The organism is Pedobacter sp. UC225_65 (assembly GCF_042698365.1).
Lineage (GTDB): Bacteria > Bacteroidota > Bacteroidia > Sphingobacteriales > Sphingobacteriaceae > Pedobacter.
Map to the genome: position 1 here is coordinate 1,474,764 of NZ_CP170550.1, position 17,208 is coordinate 1,491,971.

The following is a 17,208-nucleotide window of genomic DNA, read 5'->3' on the forward strand; positions in this document are numbered from 1 at the left end:
AATTATATAAACCGTATGATGAAGAAAAAACTTAAAAACTTAAGTGCCCTACTTTTGGTGGCCCTGTGTTTGTGTTGCTTTTCTGAACAGCTTGCTGCGCAGCAAAACCAAACCATAAAAGGGCTGGTAAAGGGCATGGAAGACAACCTTCCTATTCCTGGTGTAACCGTTCAGGTAAAAGGAAGCCCCACTGTTGCCGTATCAACCGATAAGGATGGCAAATTTCAGCTGGCTGTGGGTAACAATGCCACCACCCTCTTGTTCAAAAGCATAGGTTTTACTGAACTAGAAGTGGCAATCCCTAAAAGTGGCGACATGGAAGTACTGCTTAGCCCTACTGTATCCATATTGAACAGTGTGGTAGTAGTAGGTTATGGTACACAAAAGAAAAGCCTGGTTACAGGAGCCATTTCATCACTGAACAAAAAAGACCTCGAAGTTCCTGGACTGATGAGGGCCGACCAAGCCTTACAAGGCAAGGTAGCTGGTGTTACCGTAATGATGAACAGTGGGCAACCAGGTTCTGGGGTAAGCATCAGGATCAGGGGCGTAGGCACCAATGGTTCTAATGACCCACTTTTTATTGTAGATGGTTATCCCGTAGGTGACATCGAATCGCTCAACCCTAGAGATGTAGAAACCATGGACGTGCTTAAAGATGCCGCATCGGCAGCGATCTATGGTGCACGTGGAGCCAATGGTGTCATCATCATCACCACCAAAAAAGGCGTGGCGGGCAAACCAAGAATAGACTACGAATATTATTACGGGATGCAGAATGTACGCAAATACATCGATGTATTAGATGCTACCCAATATGCAAGGATCCAGAACGAAGCTTATTTCAACTCTAACCTACCCTTGCCCTTTTCTGAGGACGAAATCCTTAAAATGGGCAAAGGAACCGATTGGCAGCGAGAAGTTTCTTATCAAAATGCACCTGTACAGAGCCATCAGGTTTCCTTTTCGGGCGGATTAGATAAATCTACCTACAATACCTCTTTCTCTTACTTTACCCAAGATGGTACATTGGCCAAAGGCAAATCGAACTTCGAAAGATATACTGGCCGTGTAAATACCGAACAAAAACACTTGGATGGTCTTTTAACCACTGGTGTTAACCTCAACTTTACCAATGTAAAAAGAGCCTCGATCACGACCAATAGTGGTAATGCTGGCCCTATATTAAGTGCGATCAACATGGATCCAGTTACTAGGGTAATGAATGATGATGGTACCTTTGCCATCTCTAGGTATGTATCACAAGAGGTGGTTAACCCAGTTGCACGTACCTATTATAGTAATGGCAGTTCGGGTTATTCGCGCTTTAACGTAAACGCCTTTGGCGAACTTAACATCATCAAAGGCCTAAAACTACGCAGTACATTGGGTTATACGCTACAGTATGATGTGGGCGATGGATATACCCCAATCTATTACCTCAATGCCACCAATTTTACCTTGGCCTCTGGTGCAAGTAAATCATCGGCAGAGAGCAAGTACCTCAACTTCGAGAATACGTTAACCTATACCAAAACCCTGCAAAAGCACACTTTCTCTGCATTGATTGGTAATACCCTCAATACAGGTAAAGGCACTAACCTATTCGGTTCAAAAAATGGATTGTTGTACGATAATCCTGATTTTGCCTACCTCGACCTGGCCAAAGACAATTTGAGTGCAGCAGCTTCTGGTGGAGCTTTCCACAGTGCTTTTCTTTCTTACTTTGCCAGAGCCAATTACGATTACGATGGCAAATACATGGCCAGTGCCATTTTCAGGGCCGATGGTTCGTTCCGCTTTGGTCCTAAAAACAAGTTTGGCTACTTCCCTTCATTTTCTGCCGGATGGAATGCTAAAAAAGAAGATTTCTTACAAAATGTAAACTGGATCAATTTCTTAAAACTAAGAGCCAGTTGGGGTAGAACAGGTAACGATAACATTGGCGATTACCGCTTTGTATCGACCATCAATACCTACGCCAGAAACTACTATTTTGGTCCAAACACCCAATATGTGGGCGCATCGCCTAATGCCGTGGCCAATCCAGACCTGAAATGGGAAACCTCAGAGCAATCTAATATTGGTATAGATATGGAGTTTCTGAACAATTTCAGTGCTACCTTAGAACTCTATAACAAAAAAACAAAAGACCTATTGGTAACCATCCCGATCCCACTATACGTAGGTAATGGCGCACCAGTGGGCAACGCAGGCAATGTAACCAATAAGGGTATAGAACTCTCGTTGGGTTACCATAAAAAGTTTGGCGAATTGGATGTGAACCTGAACGTTAACGGTGCCTACAACAAAAACGAGGTAACCTATGTGGGTAATGCCAATGGCTTTATTACCGGAAGCTCGGCCAGCAACCAGATGACAGATGTAACCCGCATGGAAGCAGGCCAACCTATCGGCTACTTTTGGTTGTACAAAACAGCAGGCATTTTCCAGACCCAAAGCGAGGTAAACAATTACAAAGGCAAAGACGGAACGCTGATCCAACCGAATGCCGTACCAGGCGATTTCAGGTACGAAGACTTGAACGGCGATGGCAAGATCGACAACTTAGACCGTTCTAACGTGGGTAGTCCACACCCTAAATACAATTATGGCTTTAACCTGAGCATGAACTGGAAAAGCTTCGATTTCAACATCTTTTTCAGTGGATTGGCAGGCAACAAGATATTCAACAGCCTACACCGATGGGACCTACCAACAGCCAACTACCCTACTTCGGTAATGAACAGGTGGCATGGCGAGGGTACTTCCAATACTTTCCCAAGGGTTTCTACAGGCGATCTGAATGGCAACTTCTCTAAACCATCAGACTTCTTCTTGGAAGATGGCAGTTACCTGCGTTTGAAAAACATTTCTTTGGGTTATACACTCAGAAACCTAGAAAAGATCAAAGTCAAAACACTAAGGCTATACGCTACAGGTACCAACCTGTTTGTATTGACCAAGTATACTGGTTTTCGACCCCGAAGTTTCTGGTAGTGCCTTGGGCTTAGGCATAGACCGTGGCAACTACCCACAACCAAGAACATTCATTTTTGGTGCAACTGTTGGATTTTAATTTAAGAACACATGAAAACGATATATACTAAAATGAGTTTAATTGCAGGCGTACTGATCTTGATGTCGGTATCCTGCACCAAAAAAATTGACCTGTATCCAATTACTAGCGATGTGGAGACCAATTTTTACAAAGACCAAAAGGATTGTTTCCAAGGCTTAACCGCTGCGTATAACGTACTGCTCTGGGATGCACCTCAAAACCAGAACATCCCCTTTCAGCTGATCAGTGAAGTACTGGGCGACAACTGTTTTACCGGAGGGGCCAATGCCACCGACATCCCAGGAACCTTGCGCATAGACAGAGGACAGATCCGCGTAGACGACCTTGCACCAAAGGCATTTTGGTACAAGTACTACACCGGAATTTACCGCTGTAACCTCTTGTTGGAAAAGATTCCTGCCGCAACCTTCGATTCGCCAGAGTTGAGAACAAGGTATATTGCCGAAACCAAGTTTTTAAGGGCCTACTATTACTTTGATCTGGTAAGACTTTTCGGTAATGTGCCTTTATTGACCAAGACCATATCCTCATCAGAGTACAACCAGAAACAGAGCAGCCCAGAAGAGGTGTACAAACAAATCGCACAAGATCTTAACGATGCCATTGCGGTATTGCCATCGTACAAAAACATGCCTGCAACCGAGCTGGGAAGAGCAACTGCCGATGCCGCAAGAGGCCTGATGATGCGTGCTTGGTTATACTACACCGGTTATTACAACAAACCTGAGCTACCTGGGGTATCTGCCACTAAAATATTCAAGATCTCCGAGACTTTAATCAACAGCAGCGGACATGACTTGTTGCCTAACTTTGCCGATGCTTTTGTGAATACGCCACCCTACAATTTCAACAATAAGGAATCTGTATTCGAGAATCCAATATTCAAGCTTGGCCTATAGTGGTAACTTTAGCTACAGAGAAGAAGCCAATGGCAACCTGTCTACCATGTTATGGTCGATGAGGGACCCTTCTGCGGCCTCTATCTATGCGGCGGGTTGGTCATTTGCCCCTGTTGATGTGGAGTTTTACAATCAATTTCAGGCCAATGATGCCCGTAGGGCCACCACCTTTATCCTACCGCAGTCGCAATCAGTTTCTTATACCCCAGGTTATCAAGACTCGAAGATCTTCCCTAACAAATGGGCAGCTTTAAAGGTAAATAACTCTGCTAAAGGAAATGTCGCACTGAACTACCCTAACCACTTTATTGCCATCCGCTTTTCAGACATCTTATTGATGGCTGCCGAACTGCAATTGTTGCATGGTGGGAGTGCGGGCAAGGCACAGCAGTATTTTGAAAAGGTGGCCAAAAGACCAAGACCATCAGATTATGTTCCGCCAGTGGTAAGCTTAGATGTTATTTACGAAGAACGCGACTTGGAATTGGCCTTAGAAGGCGTACGTTACTGGGACTTGATGCGCCGTGGCAATGCCTATGCACAATCTAAAATAGACATTAACCGTGGCGAACCCTTCATCAGTAAGTTTAATGTAGGCGCCAATGGACTATTGCCTATACCAGACCAAAGATGATCGTGTCTAACCGTACATTGGTACAAAACAAAGGTTATTAAGCTTTCAATTAAATCAAAGAAAATGAAAAATACATTATATTTCGCGCTGATGGCCGTATTGCTAGGTTCTTGCAGCAAAGACACGCCATCGTTAACTGAACCATTTGCAGTAGACGATGTACAAATCATTGTACAGAAAACAGACGTACAGAACGTGTATCGTTTCATCAATGGCAAAAAAGGACAGACCGCCACCGCCAAATGGGACTTAGGCAACAGTGAAAAAGCCGTTGGCGACACGGTCATTGCCAAATATCCCTTTAAAGGAGATTATACCATTGCATTGACCGTATTTAATGGGGTTACGGCTGTTCAAAAGACCACCAAACTCTCTTTAGACCAAGACAATGTAAGTCTAGATCCTGTATACAACCTGTTAACGGGTGGTGCTGCCGCCGCCAATGGAAAAACCTGGGTATTGGATTCGTTGGTTGATGGCCATGTGAGGTTGATCAACAGCAGCTCCAATACACCATGGAACAAGTTGGCCAGAACCAACAAAGGTGTGTATGACGATGAGCTGAACTTTAAACTGAATGGAAGAGAATGTACCTACATCAACAACAACACTTCTTATGTACATGGAGGCACCATTGATGGGGTTACGCAATTCCGATTAAAAGAGCTGAATGCCGTATGGGGTGTAGCTACCAACGCAAAAGCCGATGGTGGCGATCTTACGATCAACTATACGCCTAAAAGTCCGGTACAGAGTTGGTCAATGGAGATCAGAAATGGCAAACATTACCTGAAGTTGAATGATGGGGCCTTCTTTTTCTTCTACAGAGGTTGTAGCAACGTGATCGAATACGAGATCACTGCCATCAATGAAAACGAAATGACGGTTACCCATTACGAAACCATCCCTGCTTCGAGAGCCTCTGCCAACTGGCGGGATGTGTATTCGCTGATTGTTAAAGGATACAAACGTTAAACCAAGCTATATTCCATAGATATGAAATTTTCGAAATTATTATTTTTAAGTGGTATCATGCTGACCTTAAGCTGTGCCAAAAGCAATGAATATGTACCTACAAAAGCCAAGATAAGCACTTTTGTGGCCACAGGTAAAAAAGGCGCAGCTTTTAGCACCAATACCACCAACGGTACTTGGTGGGGCAATACCATTAACCTGCAGAGCCATTGGTTCTATACCTGGGGCTTAAACGTTCCGGTAGAACTGGCACCTCAAAACTGTGAATTTGCCCCCATGTTTTGGGGCAAGACCACGGTAACAGACCCTAACCTACTTCAGGCCAAACAGCTAAAGGAACAGGGAAAAGCCAAATACATATTAACTTTTAACGAGCCAGACCTTGCCGATCAGGCCAATATGACTGTTGCCGAAGCATTGGCACTTTGGCCACAATTGGAAACCGTTGGCCTACCTTTGGGCAGCCCCGTAACCTCTTGGCCTACCAGACAATGGAGCTACGACTTTCTGGATCAGGCCATTGCCCAAGGTAAACGTGTTGATTTTATTCCGGTACACATGTACGTAGGCACGGATGATGTGGCCTTTGTTAAAGTATTACAGGATTACTATACGACAAGTACCATAAACCGATCTGGATCACAGAGTTTGCTACGGTTTCTGATGGGGCCAAGGTAATGACAGACAATCCTTATACCCCAGAAATGGTACTAGCCTTTATGCAGCGCTTACTGCCTAAGCTAGAGGCCCTACCCTTTGTAGAACGTTACTCTTGGTTCTCTGGCTCGCCTACCAGTGCCAGGTTATGGCCATCGGCCTTGGTAGATCAATTTGGCAACCTCACTACGCTAGGCAAATGGTATAGTGCCTACAAACCTAATGCCTCGGTTAAACGCTAATACCCATTTCATTTTACTCCTCACCAAGCCGATTGTATCATTTACAATCGGCTTGGTGCATTAGAGAAATACGTTTCTTTTTGGTTTATGCCTAATTGTTTATTGGTAACGTTTGCTTGATCTGTATAGACGATTGGGCCAAAAAATGATAGCCTATTAGCTATGGCTCAACGAGAAAGTAATAGAAGGTCGATATTTTGGTATATCTGGTAATGGACGAATAGTTGGATAGGCCTTTATTTGGAAATAAGGAATCAGGGAATTAACTTGGATACAACTACCTAAACCTAAGATATTTAATAGAAAGCAACTTTATACAATAAGAAAACAATTATCAAATAAGCTAAATATTTTGATCATCTATTATGAAAAACATTACCAATTACTTGAAACAAATTAAAATTTATTTCACTGCCACCTTTATAGTAACCATGATTTCTTGTTCTAAGGAAAAACTCAATGAAAAACCTAAACAGGATCAAGGATTAAAGGTTTACACATCACTTTCCAACATCAAAGATACAGAAGCAAGAAAGGTTGCATATAGTAGTTTAACAGGACAAGAACGATTTTTGTTCTGGCAGACAAGATTTTCTAAAAGCATCGAAAGTGGGTGGTACAATAATGCACAAATAGAAAAAATAAAAGAGTTGGCAGCTGCGCTTACATTGGAGTACTTTACTAATTCAGACAAGAAGGCAATTTTTAAGGCAATGTTTCTACCTAACTGGGTGACCTCCTGTAAAAACATTATCCCTAATGACAAGCTTTACGATATCTTTTTAAATATAAATTTTGAAACTCCAGTTTCTTCGAGCAAAACTGAAGAAACGTATGGTTCTAAAGGCAATCAAAAAGTACTACTTAGACCACCGCTGTTTTGTAATTGCGCTGTTGGATCTAATTTCACTTGCTGGATGTGGATACCATCAACATATCCTGGATATCCCGGAACTTTTGGTTCATGTACAGCACCTGTAGAGTGTGTCCAAGCTTCATCTGGATGTGGTGCCTTTAATGATGACGAGTGTGATGGTGCAAAATGTTCCTTTAGAGATAGCGGGCCAGTATAGTATAATTAATATTCCAAAAATTAATCCATATGAATCACCTAAACATCAATTTAAATCCTATCTATAATATCCTATTTGCGCCTAAAGTTGCATTCAAAGACATCTTTGATAGGAAAGATAAACACCTATTTATCTTAATCATTGTAGGGTGTATTTGGCATACCTTTAATAATGCGACTAACTATAATTCAAATGCCCGTCTTTGGACCTCGTTAATAGTTTCAATACTTATTTCTTGCCTAATTGGTTGGGTCTTTTTATTAGCCTATTCTGCTGTAATCTCTTGGTTAGCTAAACTAAACGGGGGAAGTGGAAGTGTAAGGTCTACTTTCACGGTTATGGCATGGTCCTTTTTCCCTGGGTTTATAGGCATCTTATTGTATTTACTTGTTATTTCAATCTTTGGCAGCGATGTGATAAAAAACAGTACAGCAATCGGCTACCTTGATGTAATTAGATCCATATTATTGATTATCAATGGACTACTTAATATTTGGTCATTATTCATATTGGTCACAGGCATAATTTATGTCCATCAAATCTCGGTTTGGAGGGCAATATTAGTAATCGCAATTCCCTTTGTAGCTATGCTATTAATATTTTCCTTACTGACACTGATTTAACATTTGTTTCTTTTTAAAAAGAAAACCAATATCAACAACCACCTTGTTGATATAATAAGTTTATTCTCATATACCATAAAATAATGGAGTATGGATATTCTTTGTTAATTATCATTGAAACCAATAAATCAATCTAAATATGAAAAAAAATATCAAAACCGTATGTTTATTAGCATTGGGGCTTTTAATTATGTCCTGTTCTAAAGATAAACAAGCTACCCATAATGATGTTATTATGAGCTATGGAAAGCAGCTTTTAAAAAAAATAACTTCAATAAATGATGAAGAAGCTAAAAAATTGGCCTATTCAGCTTTATCTAATAATGAGAGATACAATTTATGGGCGGCTAAACTTGCTATAAAACTACTATCAAATGATTTATCTTCGATTCAAAAAGAAAAACTATCAGAATTAAAAAACTACCTTAAACCAGAGATTTTTCAAAAAGGTGATGCCCGTGAAATTTTTCACGCGGTGTGGTTTCCAAATTGGGCAAAAAATGCTGAAAATATTTTCAATCCCGAGGACATTTACAATTTAGTCCTTTCGATAAATTCAGATGACATAACTTTTGCTCAGACCAATAACAATAAGGATGTAAAAGTTTTAGCACTTCCTCCTCATGCTTGTATATGTGCGTTAAATTCTAATTACACCTGTGGGTATTGGAGCATATCATGGCCTCCGGGTTATATATTTGGAACATGTAAAAAGTCTGCTCAGGGTTGCTTAACAAATCCAGAAACTGGTTGTGGTGCACTTTATGATAATGAGTGTGATGGGGATAAATGTGATAAAACAGTAACTGTAGATTAGTATGAACAGGTATAAATTACTATTTGGACTTGTAGTTCTTCTTACTGCATGTAAAAGTAATCAAAAAGAAAGCAATGCTGTCGCTGATAATACTACAACTATTCAAATCAATGAAAGAAGCTATTCATTTGGAAAACTAAAACAATCAGACTCTACTGAACATGTATTTACCATTAAAAATACAGGCGATATTCCATTAATAATAAAATCTGCAAAAGCAGCCTGTGGATGTACTGTTCCTAAATGGTCGACTGAACCGGTACTTCCTAATAAAAATGCAATGATACGTGTTAAATTCAAGCCAAATCCGGGCTTCGAGGGCATTATTAGTAAATCTGTTGTAATACAAGCAAATACTGATAGTACTTTTCATGTTTTATACATGAAAGGTGAAGTTGTAAAATAGATGTTTTTTAGACAAATAATATTTTTAAATTAATTGTATAAAGAAAGCCCCTCTAATGAGGGGCTTTGTCGTCAATAGCATTTCCAGCGTCTTTAGCTTTTTCTTTACGGGTGTACCCCCGCTTTTCCTTGACCTGATAATTGAATAGTCAACTCTAATCACTATTGCTATGATCAATGCTATTGCTTCCTTATATCGTTTTAAGAAGCACCAATGGCTATACTACCATATGCTGTAATGCCTAGCAGGCATAGGGCTTTATTGACATCCGCTTGTTTTTAGTTTTCTGCCAATTGGCCTCTTCTATGACCTTGATGTAAGGGTCAGACTTTTTTGTTTACTCCTGAATGTTCATCAGTAACATTTATTTAATCTATGCATTTTATTGGGCCAGAAAATGATAGCTTATTAGTTATGGATCAATAAAAAGGTAACAACAAGTCGATATTTTGGCATATCTGGTAATATCGATGAATAGTTGGATAAACCTTTATTTGGAAATATAAGATCACGGCACTAACTTGGATACAGCAACTTAAATTATTTTTTTGTCCTGAAAATAATGGTCTTCGTCCCGGCCCAGAACAATTCTGTATAAAATACTTGTACAAAACTCAGGAGCTGCTACCTTTACATAAATAAGTTCGGAACACATCTAAATAATAGTTATCATCCCTTTAATTATTAAATGTACACCAGCAATTATTTAATATTTAAAGTTAACCAAAACATGAAAAAACAGATTACGCTCAAACATCTGCTTTTAATAGCAGCTTTAGGCTTTGCATTGCTTTTTATTGGCTCATGCAAAAAGGAACTCCTAACAGGCAATAGCCCCAATAGTTTCGAGCCCATTCCAAGCACAAAACTTACCGCGGTAAAACAATGGTACTCTCGAAATGAAGGCCTGATTACAAGCGAATTTAACTGGCTGAATAGCCTTTCTCCAAAATGGGATAGCGTACGCGTCCAAAACAACGAAAAGGGAAGCGTCTATGAGGCAGTGCTCCACAATCCCGATAAGATATTTGCAACAGACGGCAAGGTCAACCTAAAAGATTCCAGGAAGAAGTATGCACCGAAAAGCAGTATAAGGCTCCTGATCTTTAGGGACGAACTTGGGCAAAGCTATAGATCTTGTTTTATGGAAATCATCGCGACAGGCGAAAGCGAGTTGCCACAGCAGCTGAGCTATAAGAACTATGGCAACCTTATCGGTTTGGTTAGCTTTTATGAGCTTGATGGCAGGTTGGCCAACAGCTGGGTGTACAGCAATGGAAAGGCAGTGATGTCAACATCCTCAAATAATTCGCTAAAGGTTGGAAGTAGTGCCAGATCCAAAAGTGGAGCCAATGGCCGTATCATGTTTGAGGATGGCCCACCAGAGGGTTATATAGACTGCGGAAACAGGTTGGTTGCACATACGCGCGAGGTATGTGGCGAGGTTGGTGGTCTTGAAGGTGGTGGCTATGATGGTGGCGAAGGCAGTGGTAAGATATGTAGGGAGGAGATGTATTTTGTTTCCGAGCGCATCTATTGTCCAATTCCATCAGGAGGGTCTGGAAATGGAGAATACAACCCGCCAAATCCTACAACACCGGGTGCAGGAGGAGGGACAGAGCCGCAATATATTTGTAATTGCGCATGTCCTGAAGATAATGAAACAATCGATGCTTCTTTATCTTACGAGCCTAAATGGGGCCAACTAGGAAATGCAAAAAGCATAAAGGATGAAGTAAATAAATTAATTAGCCAAACCCAAAATTTTAATTCGTTATCACTGCAAAATAGACTACAAAATTTAAGAAACTATTTTGATGCGAATAGAAACTTTGTGAGAACAGCAAATGGAGAACTTATAGAAGCGCCAGGCTCAAAATTAATAGACAGGTATATCTATACAGAGAATAGTGGTTGGATAGATATGCATCATTTTTTCTATGCTGCTTTTTTAACCGAGGCCCATTCTATAGCTTATGCATTTAGCTATACAACCGGGGCTGAGTATATCCAAGCAAAATTGAATGAACAACAGGCTTCCGCATTCTCTTATGAAGATTTACCATCTAACTATGCAGGAATTAACTTTTGGAAACAATATGGAGCAAGTATTGCTAATGGTACAAATGATTTTAATTCGGCACTAACAGGCTACTTTAATCAACTTAATGCAAGAGAACCATCTGAAGCACCAAACTATGATTATATTCCACATGTTATTGATAATCTAGCTCCAAAGAATACAACTTCAAAAGGCTTGGTTGGGGATACATTGCGAAATGCTGCTAAAGAGAGTTTTTGTAAAAAATCGGTGGCACGTCAAAATGCTATAAAAGAGGCACACACTAAATTTAAACATTCATCCCATTAAATCATGAAATCTAAAGTTATTTGTATTCTCGGGTTTATAATACCAATTGTGTCAATCCATATTTGGCATAACAATGAAGATAGATTTCCGACAGCCTTGAATTTGGCCATCATATTTGCTTTAATCTATTTGATTTGTTTCTTGATAGGCATTTTCAAAAAGAAAAAATATCTTATCATCTCATTTCCTGTTTATATTTTAAGTTTTATCTTGTTATTTCAACTTATTAATTTTCAAACAGATAGAAATGAACGCAAGGCAGAAGTATTGATCAAGTCATTGGAGAAATACAAAGTAAAAACGGGCAGATACCCTGATTCGTTAGTTGAGTTAAAACCAGATTATATACCAACGATGCCAAAAGCTTGGTTTGGTTTGTTTTCGCATGATTATAATTACCTATTGATAAAGGATGATAATAGTTATATCTTAACTATACAGACTGGTAACAAACCATATACGATGTGGTCGAGCGGCTTAAAAGAATGGCAATTTTTAGATTAAGGTAAATTGATATAAAATAACGAAAAGCAACCTTTATGAGCGGAATAGCATGCTCAAAAGTCATGCCCTGGACATAGCCTCTATACTAAACAAGGTAAACCTAGGCTTTTGGTGTTATTCAATTGAAGATTTTCACATCGTTTCCATCACCACAATCATCCCAACAATAACAGCTACAGTGATTCCTAAAAAAAGCAGATTGGCCTTTAATCTTGAATGATGATTCGCTTGCAGTGCCAAGTAAGCCCCTCTCCCATATAGATAGAGTGGTCTGGGTGCCAATAGCAGTAAGATGATATAAACAATTGTCATCGCTTTTTTTATCAGTTATGGATAGAGCAGATACTTTGCCCGTATGGCCTTAAACTTCTGCAAGCCAGGTTCCCAACTTTTTCTGATGTCTGCTTCCGATACGCCGGCGATAATCTGTTTTCTCAATTGATCCGTACCAATGCGCAGGTCAAAGGCCGATATATCTTGGTTCGCTCTACCAGGCGTAAAGAAACGAGCTTTGTCCGGATAAGCTTTGTACAATTCAATCACCAATTTGAGGTCAAGCTGGCGACTTTTACGCAACTTGGCCACATCATAATTGCGAAGATCCAACCCATAACAAACCGAGTCTTTGTGTTTTGGTTTCTCGCTCATGCCCGGAATACCTACTGGTTTGTACGAAAATGCATATTTACCTTTCAATGCAGGGGCACCCAATATAGTAAATGGCATATAGGTTCCTCGGCCCTCGTTGATCTCTGTACCTTCAAACATACATAAGCTCGGGAAAAGCAATACAGCCTGTTGGGTATTCAAATTAGGCGATGGATTAATTGGCAATACATAAGACATGTCGTGGTCGTAGTTGGCCACTTTGATGATTTTTATTTTGCATTGTTTTTTAAGATAACCTTCGCCATTAAGGTACTGTGCAAATTCGCCAATGGTCATGCCATGGGTCATGGGTGTATAATGGATCCCAATGCCCGATTTAAATCGATCATCGGTCATTACCGGTCCATCCACTACATAACCGTTAGGGTTAGGTCTGTCGAGAATAAGCAGCTCTTTGTTGTTTTCTGCACAAGCTTCCATTACATATTGCAGCGTATTGATATTGGTATAATAGCGACAGCCTACATCTTGTATATCAAATACCACAAGATCTACATCCGCCAATTGTTCTTTGGTCGGTTTTTCGTTTTTACCGTATAGCGAGATGATCGGAATACCAGTTTTGGCATCTATCTCGTTGCCCACCACAGCACCATTACTGGCATTGCCTCTAAAACCATGCTCAGGTCCAAATACTTTTACAATTTTAACCCCAAGGCTTACCAAACTGTCTACACTGCTTTTTTTGCCGATGATCGAACTCTGGTTGGCCACTAAACCAATCCTTTTGCCTTTGAGGTAAGGTAAATATTTTTCAGTTTGGTCGGCACCGGTAACAATACCCGATTTATGGGCTACAACTGGGTTGGCCGATGCGGTTTGAGTGGTACATTTAATGTTGCTGATCGCCAACAGCAGTAAACAACACATGGCAGTAAGTCTCGTCATTTTTATAAGGTTTATCGTTTCTTTATCAACAGTGCTCTACAGGATATCTCCAAGCCACAAGGCTAAATTAATAAATTTGGTTAAAGTATTGCGTACCAAACTTGATATGCCCCGCTCAGACTTGCCAGCATGGCAAACAAAACATTTGCTTTATAGTAAGAATAAGCACCAAATCATTAGCTTATAGTTAAATTACAACTTGCTATAAGCACACCCAATTAACTAAAAATCAATTTGTTAAATTTAATTTTTCAAGTGAATTTTTATTTATAAGTTCTTATAATTTTAAAGGTATAAATGAGCTTCGCTATCGCTACGGTTTTGCATATTTTTTTCAGCTGAAGGAAACCTGAGCTTGCGAAAGCATGAAGACCAATGAAAACAACATACATCTCCCTGAATAAAAGTTTGTCCGCGAAGCGACAGAACCATTGATCAAAGCAAAACATTAGCTATTAAGCAAAAATACCTTCTTATCTCAAAATCAACCCTCAACACCCAAACATTTGCCATAGGCTATTGGTTTTATGTGTATCAAATGGCTGTTCCATTTGTCACCTTTGCCCCTACAAATTGTCGTATATGTAACCTACAACCTATAGCTAATCTTTAGAGATTTGTAATGAACAAATAGCAAACACAATGAGCAAATTAAGTGTATTCAATTTTATTAGCCTAGATGGGTATTACAAAGACCTCAACAATGGCATAGACTGGCACCAGCATGGGCAGGAAGAAGGCGATTTCAGCGCCAAAAGCTTAGGACAGGACAACATTTTGCTCTTTGGTCGGATCACCTACCAAATGATGGCCTCGTGGTGGCCAACGCAACTAGCTATCGATACCATGCCCGAGGTAGCCAAGGGTATGAATACCGCCGAAAAGATCGTGTGCTCTAACACGCTGCAAACGGCCGACTGGCAAAATACCCGCATCATGAGTGGTGATGTATGGACACAATTGGCCGCGCTGAAACAAACAGCGACCAAAAACATAACCATTTTGGGCAGTGGCAACCTGACCAAACAACTGGCCGAGGCTGGCTTGATCGACCACTACCAGATCATGATCGATCCTGTGGCGATTGGTAAGGGTACGGCTATTTTTAAAGATATACAGCAACAATTAAAGCTCAAACTAACCAATATGCAATCATTTAAAAGTGGTACGGTATTGTTAAGTTATGATGCCATTTCCAATTAATATTTAAATCTATTGATCATGAAAATACAGATATGGGCCAATTTAGGCGTTAAAGATGTAGAAAGAACCAGGGCGTTTTATACCCAACTGGGTTTTAAAAAAAATGCGGGAAAAGAAAGTACCGAGTTGGCCAGCTTTTTATTTGGCGACGATGGTTTTGTAATCCACTTTTTTGAGGAAGCGCGTTTAAAACAAGGCATGAAGGGTGAATTATCAGACCTGAGCCAAGGCAATGAAGTGATTTTCTCTATCTCGGCCGAAACCGAGGCAGAGGTTAACGAATGGGCAGCTAAGGTAAAGGATGCGGGTGGTAAGGTGTTTAGCCCACCTGAAGCTTTTCAGGGCATGTATGGCTGTGCCTTTAGCGACCCTGATGGGCATAAGTTTAATATTTTGAAGTGGAAGTGAGGAGATCGTTAATAACCACCAAGCATTTCAGTAAAAATATCTACTTTTTGTCCCAAACCATACACTCAAATAGAGAATATCATTTTTAGAGCCACATCCACTCACTATACTTCCTTAGTTCTAGAAGAAATACCCTCGTCAATTTCATTTTACTTCGAAAAAGGTAATGAAAGACATTTTTAAATCACAAAATATCGACCGCAACAGTCAGCTCATCTCAAAAATCTAAATCATGTTTTTTTAATAGATTTAAAGCTCTTAGATTCTTTATCATAACAGGTGGTTACTGTGCAAAAAAAAAGATTTGGCCACTTTTTAATAACATCCACTTAATTTGGCAAAGGGAAATGCCTGTTCGCATTAGGCATATCACTCTCTGTCCCAAAATTTTCTTTTTGTACTTGTTTAATATAATTTCCACGCTGAAAACTTAAAAAACAATTATGAAAAAACCACAAACAAAATTTTGGTGGGACGCAAAAAAGTTTCTTTTTTTTGTTCTTGCCTTATCAATTTCAACCAGCATTCTTACTGGATGCAAAAAAGACAATAATGAATTTAGAAAAGAGGTCACAGTTAGTACTGCTAAAAGAGCTGAAGTAATTGCTCAAGCAAGAAAGTGGTACGAAGCACAGGAAAATAATAGGAAGATTACGATTGGAATCAAACAAGAGCATGAAGCCACCCTAATTCTTAAGCCTGATTGGGAAAACGCTAAGGTTATAGAGGTCGATGAGATTATTTCAATTGCAGCGCCTATCCATACAAATTTAATTAATTATGGTGTTGATAAATTTTACGTCCTAGCAATTAAAATGGACGGCACTAAGTTTGATTCAAAAATATTGGATATAAGCTCTAACCATGACAAAAGCAAAAACGAAGTGCTCAGTGCGTTACAAATGTATCAAAGTGCATTTACCTCCGAAGATCTTTCTAGTGGTGGAAAATTAGAAGTGCAAATAAAGGTTTTCAATTCTCATTTTAAAAACCAGTCCAATATCGTATATTCGGAAAGTGGCAAAAGCACCTTGCCTTTGTTAAACAAAGTAATTGCAAAAGATAAGCAAATTATGCAGGAGACGGGACAGCAATGTTATGATGCATATATGGTTACCAGGGTCTATGACTATTATGGGAATTTAATAGATATCTATCAGGAGTATATGGGATTTGAGATATGTTATGACAATTTGTATCTAAACCCTAATACACCTCCTAATGGAGAGTCAGGAGAAACAGCCATTAATATTGGCAGTCCTTCAAGTAGTGATTTGCCATCCGCTCCAGAATCAGATTATTTCAATGGGATTGACTCGTTTAAAGTTAAAGATGTAAGTTGGAAATATCACGATGCAATTACATGGAGCGCAAATAGTAAAGAACACGGTGTGGTAAAAATTAAAAATGGCGAACGTACTTGGTATAGTTTAGCACATGTATCGAATGATGAAGATGGTGGATGGGTTCTTGGCACTATGGCGATAGATGGTGTTCCAAAATTTAGATCGTCTTCAATGGGGGGAAATACAGCATATATGGAAGTTGATTATCAGATAAAATGGCAAGTAGGAATAAGTGTTGGGCAATGGACAGTAGGCCTTCCACCTTGGAAAACAAAAAAATTATGGAGTGCAAAAACATGGGACAAATATTTCATCGGCCAATAATGCGACTAAGTATTGTAATATATTTGTTTTTCTCTATTGGGTGTATGGTCGGGATTGACCATACACCCAAAATTAAAATTATTGATA

Annotated in this window: 17 protein-coding genes; 15 read left to right on the forward strand and 2 right to left on the reverse strand. The window is 39.7% G+C overall.

Annotated features, from left to right (window positions below; translation table 11 throughout):
- The first annotated feature begins 15 nt into the window (after positions 1-15).
- From ACFJIZ_RS07780 to ACFJIZ_RS07835, 12 genes are all read left to right on the forward strand, one after another.
- On the forward strand, positions 16-3,000 hold the full coding sequence (locus tag ACFJIZ_RS07780; protein ID WP_379091904.1) for a SusC/RagA family TonB-linked outer membrane protein: 2,985 nt from the start codon (positions 16-18) through the stop codon (positions 2,998-3,000).
- Between the two features lie 90 nt (positions 3,001-3,090).
- Positions 3,091-3,981, forward strand: a complete 891-nt coding sequence (locus ACFJIZ_RS07785; protein WP_379091906.1) for a RagB/SusD family nutrient uptake outer membrane protein — start codon at positions 3,091-3,093, stop codon at positions 3,979-3,981.
- The gene (locus ACFJIZ_RS07790; protein ID WP_379091908.1) at positions 3,971-4,615 is read left to right on the forward strand and encodes a RagB/SusD family nutrient uptake outer membrane protein; all 645 of its coding nucleotides are present in this window, start codon (positions 3,971-3,973) and stop codon (positions 4,613-4,615) included. Before ACFJIZ_RS07785 ends, ACFJIZ_RS07790 begins: the two co-directional genes overlap by 11 nt.
- Positions 4,616-4,678: 63 nt before the next feature.
- Entirely contained in the window at positions 4,679-5,590 is a 912-nt protein-coding gene (locus ACFJIZ_RS07795; RefSeq protein ID WP_379091910.1) for a PKD domain-containing protein, read from the forward strand.
- 21 nt (positions 5,591-5,611) lie between these two features.
- Positions 5,612-6,268: a glycosyl hydrolase gene (locus ACFJIZ_RS07800; protein WP_379091912.1), complete on the forward strand. Its 657-nt coding sequence runs from the start codon at positions 5,612-5,614 to the stop codon at positions 6,266-6,268.
- On the forward strand, positions 6,229-6,489 hold the full coding sequence (locus ACFJIZ_RS07805; RefSeq protein WP_379093951.1) for a glycosyl hydrolase: 261 nt from the start codon (positions 6,229-6,231) through the stop codon (positions 6,487-6,489). The genes ACFJIZ_RS07800 and ACFJIZ_RS07805 overlap by 40 nt, the downstream gene beginning before the upstream one ends.
- Positions 6,490-6,854: 365 nt before the next feature.
- Complete coding sequence (locus ACFJIZ_RS07810; protein WP_379091914.1) at positions 6,855-7,562, forward strand: bacteriocin fulvocin C-related protein; 708 nt, start codon at positions 6,855-6,857, stop codon at positions 7,560-7,562.
- Positions 7,563-7,591: 29 nt separating this feature from the next.
- Positions 7,592-8,185, forward strand: coding sequence for a YIP1 family protein (locus ACFJIZ_RS07815; protein ID WP_379091916.1), 594 nt, complete (start codon positions 7,592-7,594; stop codon positions 8,183-8,185).
- A gap of 139 nt (positions 8,186-8,324) precedes the next feature.
- The gene (locus ACFJIZ_RS07820; protein WP_379091918.1) at positions 8,325-9,002 is read left to right on the forward strand and encodes a bacteriocin fulvocin C-related protein; all 678 of its coding nucleotides are present in this window, start codon (positions 8,325-8,327) and stop codon (positions 9,000-9,002) included.
- 1 nt (position 9,003) lies between these two features.
- Positions 9,004-9,408, forward strand: a complete 405-nt coding sequence (locus tag ACFJIZ_RS07825) for a DUF1573 domain-containing protein (protein WP_379091920.1) — start codon at positions 9,004-9,006, stop codon at positions 9,406-9,408.
- Between the two features lie 730 nt (positions 9,409-10,138).
- A complete protein-coding gene (locus tag ACFJIZ_RS07830; protein ID WP_379091922.1) occupies positions 10,139-11,779 on the forward strand; it encodes a hypothetical protein in 1,641 nt (546 codons plus the stop codon).
- Positions 11,780-11,782: 3 nt separating this feature from the next.
- A complete protein-coding gene (locus ACFJIZ_RS07835) occupies positions 11,783-12,283 on the forward strand; it encodes a hypothetical protein (RefSeq protein ID WP_379091924.1) in 501 nt (166 codons plus the stop codon).
- A 132-nt stretch (positions 12,284-12,415) separates the two neighbouring features.
- Here the strand turns inward: ACFJIZ_RS07835 and ACFJIZ_RS07840 are convergent, their stop codons facing one another.
- Positions 12,416-12,595, reverse strand: coding sequence for a hypothetical protein (locus ACFJIZ_RS07840; protein WP_379091926.1), 180 nt, complete (start codon positions 12,593-12,595; stop codon positions 12,416-12,418).
- Between the two features lie 15 nt (positions 12,596-12,610).
- The gene (locus ACFJIZ_RS07845) at positions 12,611-13,840 is read right to left on the reverse strand and encodes an exo-beta-N-acetylmuramidase NamZ domain-containing protein (protein WP_379091928.1); all 1,230 of its coding nucleotides are present in this window, start codon (positions 13,838-13,840) and stop codon (positions 12,611-12,613) included.
- Between the two features lie 642 nt (positions 13,841-14,482).
- Here ACFJIZ_RS07845 and ACFJIZ_RS07850 point away from each other — a divergent pair.
- The 3 genes from ACFJIZ_RS07850 (at position 14,483) to ACFJIZ_RS07860 (ending at position 17,121) form a co-directional block, all read left to right on the forward strand.
- A complete protein-coding gene (locus ACFJIZ_RS07850) occupies positions 14,483-15,043 on the forward strand; it encodes a dihydrofolate reductase family protein (RefSeq protein ID WP_379091930.1) in 561 nt (186 codons plus the stop codon).
- Between the two features lie 18 nt (positions 15,044-15,061).
- On the forward strand, positions 15,062-15,451 hold the full coding sequence (locus ACFJIZ_RS07855) for a VOC family protein (RefSeq protein WP_379091933.1): 390 nt from the start codon (positions 15,062-15,064) through the stop codon (positions 15,449-15,451).
- Between the two features lie 443 nt (positions 15,452-15,894).
- A complete protein-coding gene (locus ACFJIZ_RS07860; protein ID WP_379091936.1) occupies positions 15,895-17,121 on the forward strand; it encodes a hypothetical protein in 1,227 nt (408 codons plus the stop codon).
- The last annotated feature ends 87 nt before the right edge of the window (positions 17,122-17,208 follow it).